This window comes from Paraconexibacter sp. (assembly GCF_041602235.1).
Classification (GTDB): Bacteria; Actinomycetota; Thermoleophilia; order Solirubrobacterales; family Solirubrobacteraceae; genus Paraconexibacter.
Map to the genome: position 1 here is coordinate 1 of NZ_JBFIGP010000316.1, position 4,118 is coordinate 4,118.

At 74.7% G+C, this 4,118-nt stretch carries 3 protein-coding genes; 1 reads left to right on the forward strand and 2 read right to left on the reverse strand.

What is annotated here, in order from left to right; all coding sequences use genetic code 11:
* Nucleotides 1-171: 171 nt before the first annotated feature.
* Together ABYE80_RS17865 and ABYE80_RS17870 are read right to left on the reverse strand one after the other, a co-directional pair.
* Nucleotides 172-1,074, reverse strand: coding sequence for a cytochrome c oxidase assembly protein (locus ABYE80_RS17865; protein ID WP_372791659.1), 903 nt, complete (start codon nucleotides 1,072-1,074; stop codon nucleotides 172-174).
* Nucleotides 1,075-1,138: 64 nt separating this feature from the next.
* Nucleotides 1,139-1,765: a hypothetical protein gene (locus ABYE80_RS17870; protein ID WP_372791660.1), complete on the reverse strand. Its 627-nt coding sequence runs from the start codon at nucleotides 1,763-1,765 to the stop codon at nucleotides 1,139-1,141.
* 84 nt (nucleotides 1,766-1,849) lie between these two features.
* Here ABYE80_RS17870 and ABYE80_RS17875 point away from each other — a divergent pair.
* Nucleotides 1,850-4,118: ATP-binding protein (locus ABYE80_RS17875; RefSeq protein ID WP_372791661.1), on the forward strand; the 2,269-nt coding region annotated here is incomplete at its 3' end.

The following is a 4,118-nucleotide window of genomic DNA, read 5'->3' on the forward strand; positions in this document are numbered from 1 at the left end:
CCTGCCCCCCGAGGAGGTCGTGTTCGTCGACGATCTGCCGTTCAACCTCAAGCCACCGCGCGAGATGGGGATCCACACGATCCACCACACGAGCGCGGCGGAGACGATCCCCCAGCTCGAGGAGCTGCTCGGGGTGCGGGTCGGCGGGGGCGGCTGACGTCCGGCGGGGACCTACGTCCCCGACACGTCCGCCGCCTGCTCGATCCGCTCCCGCAGATCACCGCCGCGTCCGGCGGCGACCGCCCTGCGCGCCCTGGCCGGGTCGAGGGTCACGCCGCGCGCGGCGGCGAGGTCCAGCAGGTCCTGCTGCTCCTCCCCCTCACGGGCCGCGCGCAGGAACAACCAGGCGAACAGGCAGATCGTGAGGATCGACTCCTCGATCATCATCACCGTGCCCGCAGCGACCTGATCGCTCGCCGCCGAGATGTCGAAGAGCTCGGGCTGGTAGACGTCGTAGAACGCGCCGCCCCCGAACAGGAAGACGTTGGCCAGGACGGCGCCCACGAGGCGCACGATGAGGACGTACCCCAGCGCGGCGGCGTTGGTGAACCACGTCGGCTTCGGCAGCGGACCGAACAGCGGCATCCACACCGCGGCGCCGAACGTGACGAAGCACAGATGCTGCACGGCGTGGACGACCTCGCTGCGCACCGCAGCCTCGTGGAACAGCGGGATGTGCCAGAAGGTCAGGCTGGCCGCCCACAGGACGATCGCGACCGCCGGGTGGGTGAAGATCCGCAGCCGGTCGAACGCGCGGATGCGCAGCACCGGGGCCAGGACCGGGCCCGTCAGCCCGAGGACGAGCAGCAGCGCGCCGATGTCGGCGATCAGGAGATGCTCGGCCATGTGCGCGACGAAGACCTCCTCCGCGGCGTGGCCGAGCGGCGAGACGAGCGCGACGACGATCACGGCCAGCCCGCTGAGGAAGCAGACCTGCCGACAGAGGGGCACCGCCCGCGGCGTCCCGGACAGCGTCGAGCAGCGCTGCAGGTACAGCGCCGCGATGACGAACTGGGGGACGATCTGCAGCGGCGCGAACTGGATGCCGCCGACGTGGGCGAGGACGACGGACACGACCCCACGAGCCTACGCGCAAGCAGCGGTGGCCGACGCGCCGACCCGGGAGGGCCGAACCGGGCTAGGGCAACGAGACGGGCGCGGCCGGCGCGGGTGCGGCCTCCGGCGGTGCGGGCCGCGACGGTGCCAGCAGCCCGATCACCGTGCCGACGGCATCGGCCGCGGGCGGACCGGCCCCGGGGACCGGGCGGACCGCGGAGTCGACCACCGTGCCAGCCCCGGCGACGACGTCCTCGACGGGGCTGCCGCCCGGCGCGGGGGCCGGGACGGGAGTGGGGGCAGGGGTCGGGACGGGACGCGGTGGCGGTGTGGCGACGGGTGACGGGGTCGACGGGCGCTGCCCGCCGGACGGACGGCGGGTGTCGTCTTGGGACGGCGGGCGCTCGCCCTGCGGGCGCTGTCCGCCACCGGGCCGGGACGACGGCGACGCGCCGCCCCCGGCCGCCGCGCGTCGGTCGCGAGCCGGCACCGCGGGCACGCGACCGGCACGGCTCGCGCTCGACAGCGCATCGGCCACCGGGTCGCTCCCGGGCAGCGCGGGACCTCCGACGATCTGCCCGAGCCCCCCGATGCCCCCACCGCTGATCGTCGCGGCGAGGACCACGGCCACGATCAGGCCGAGCGGCACCAGCACCGCCACGCCGGCGGCGCTGAGCAATCCCCTGATCCATGCGCGCCCGAACCCCACAGGACCACGGTAGACGAGTCCCGCGCGCCCCGCGACGCCTTCCGTGCACGTCGCGGGCGTCGTGCCCCATACGATCGCGGATCCATGCGGCGTCTCTCCATCGCCCGGTCGCTCCAGCTCGCGCTGCTCGGGCTCACGGTCGCGCTCACGGCCATCGCCGCGATCGGCGTGTCCGGGCTCTACGAGACCCGCCAGGCGTACGAGGACCGTCTGACCCGCGGCCTGCAGTTGCAGGCCACCGCGGGGCGGCTGCTCGCCGCCGGGGTCGTCGAGGAGGCCACCCTGCGCCTGGCCCCGGGAGCGGCCGGCCTGCAGGAGCGGCGGCGCGCGCGTGCCGCCTACCGCGCGGCGTACCGCAACGCGCTGGACCTGGCGCAGGGCGACCCCGAGAGCGTCGCCGCCGTCGAGGACGCCGCCACGGCGCAGCAGCGCCTGCGCGACCGGCCGACCGAGACGGATGCGCCGCTCGCCGCGCGGACTCCGCTCGTGCGCCTGAACCGGCGTCAGGCGACGCGGATCGCCGATGCGCGGGAGACGGCCCGCCGCGACACGCGCCGGGCGGTCATCGCGATCGTCGCCGGTGGCGGGCTGGCCTTCCTGATCGCCGTCGCGCTCATCGCGGCGCTGGTCGCCGCCGTGCGCCGGCCGCTCGACGATCTCGTCGACGCCAGCGAGCGGCTGGCGGGCGGCTCGGAGGGAGCCCGCGTGACCGAGGACGGGCCCGACGAGCTGCGCACCCTCGCCCGGTCGTTCAACCAGATGGCCGAGGACGTGCAGGAGGCGGCCGAACGGGTGCGCCGGGAGCGCGACCTGCTGGACATCACGGTGCGCAGCCTGGGCGATGCGCTGGTGCAGACCGACGCCGACGGCGTGATCATCAGCGCCAACCCGCGGGCGGCGGAGCTCGTCCCCGACCTCTCGCCCGGCCGGACGATGGGCCCGCAGGACCAGCCCGCCGAGCTCGACGCGGCCCTCGGGACCGAGGTCGTCGTCGATCGCGGGGACCGCACCCTGGCCGTCACCGCCGCCCGCCTGCCGGAGCACGGCGGGATCGTCTGGACGATCAGGGACGTCTCGGAGCGCGCCCGGCTGGAGCGCCTCAAGTCGGAGTTCGTCGCCACCGCGTCGCACGAGCTGCGCAGCCCGCTCACGTCGATCAAGGGCTTCGTCGAGCTGCTGGTCGCCGGCGGCGACCTGGCCCCGCGTCAGCGGGAGTTCCTGCAGATCGTGCTCGTGTCGACCAACCGGCTCGTGGATCTCGTCAACGACCTCCTCGACGTCGCTCGCGTCGAGGCGGGACGCCTGGAGCTGCACCGGCGCCCGACCGACCTGCGGGACATCGTCCGGGAGGTCACGACGCTCCTCGGGCCCCGCCTTGCCGACAAGCACCAGCGGCTGGAGGTCGCCCTGCCCGACGATCTCCCTCGAGCGATGGTCGACCCGGCGCGGATGCGCCAGATCCTCACGAACCTGCTGACCAACGCGCACCTGTACACCGGCGAGGACGGCGTGATCACCGTCACGGGCTCGGGCGAGGGAGAGGGTGATCGCGTCCGCATCGACGTCGCCGACACCGGTCGGGGCATGTCCCCGGAGGAGCTCGAGCGGGTCTTCGAGCGGTTCGTCCGGGGCGGTGACGGCGATCGCACCCCGGGGTCCGGGCTCGGCCTCTCGATCGTCAAGAGCCTCGTCGACCTGCACGGCGGTGAGGTCTCCGTCCGCAGCGAGCCGGGGGCCGGCACGACGTTCTCGGTCGTGCTCCCCGCCGCAGAGGAGCCGGGCGGGTCGTCCGCGACCCGGCGCGCGCTCCACGGGCGCCGCGTGCTGGTGATCGACGACGAGCCGGACATCGGGCGCCTGGTCGCCGAGCGCCTCGACGCCTACGGCGTGGAGACCGAGGTCGTGACCAGCGGCGCGGAGGGTCTGGAGCGGCTTCGCAGCGAGCACTTCGACGCCGTCACGCTCGACATCCTCATGCCGGGCATGAGCGGGTTCGAGGTCATGCGTGACATGCGCGCCGACCCCGCGCTCCGGGACCTGCCCGTGGTCGTCGTCTCGGTCTTCTCGGGCCGCGAGGCGCTGTCCGGCGAGTGGGTCGTCAGCAAGCCGATCGATGCGGACGATCTCGCCGACGCGCTCGGCGCCGCCGTCCTCACCGGTCGCGTCCGGGTCCTCGCCGTCGGTCGCCCGGAGGTCCGCAGCGAGGTCGACGCGGCGCTCACCGAGCTCGGCATCGAGCACGAGTGGACCGCCACGGCACAGGAGGCGGCGCGGCGGTGCGGCGCCCGTCACTACGAGGTCGCCCTGGTCGACGCGGGCCTGCCCGACGCGACCGAGGTCCTCGCCCAACTCG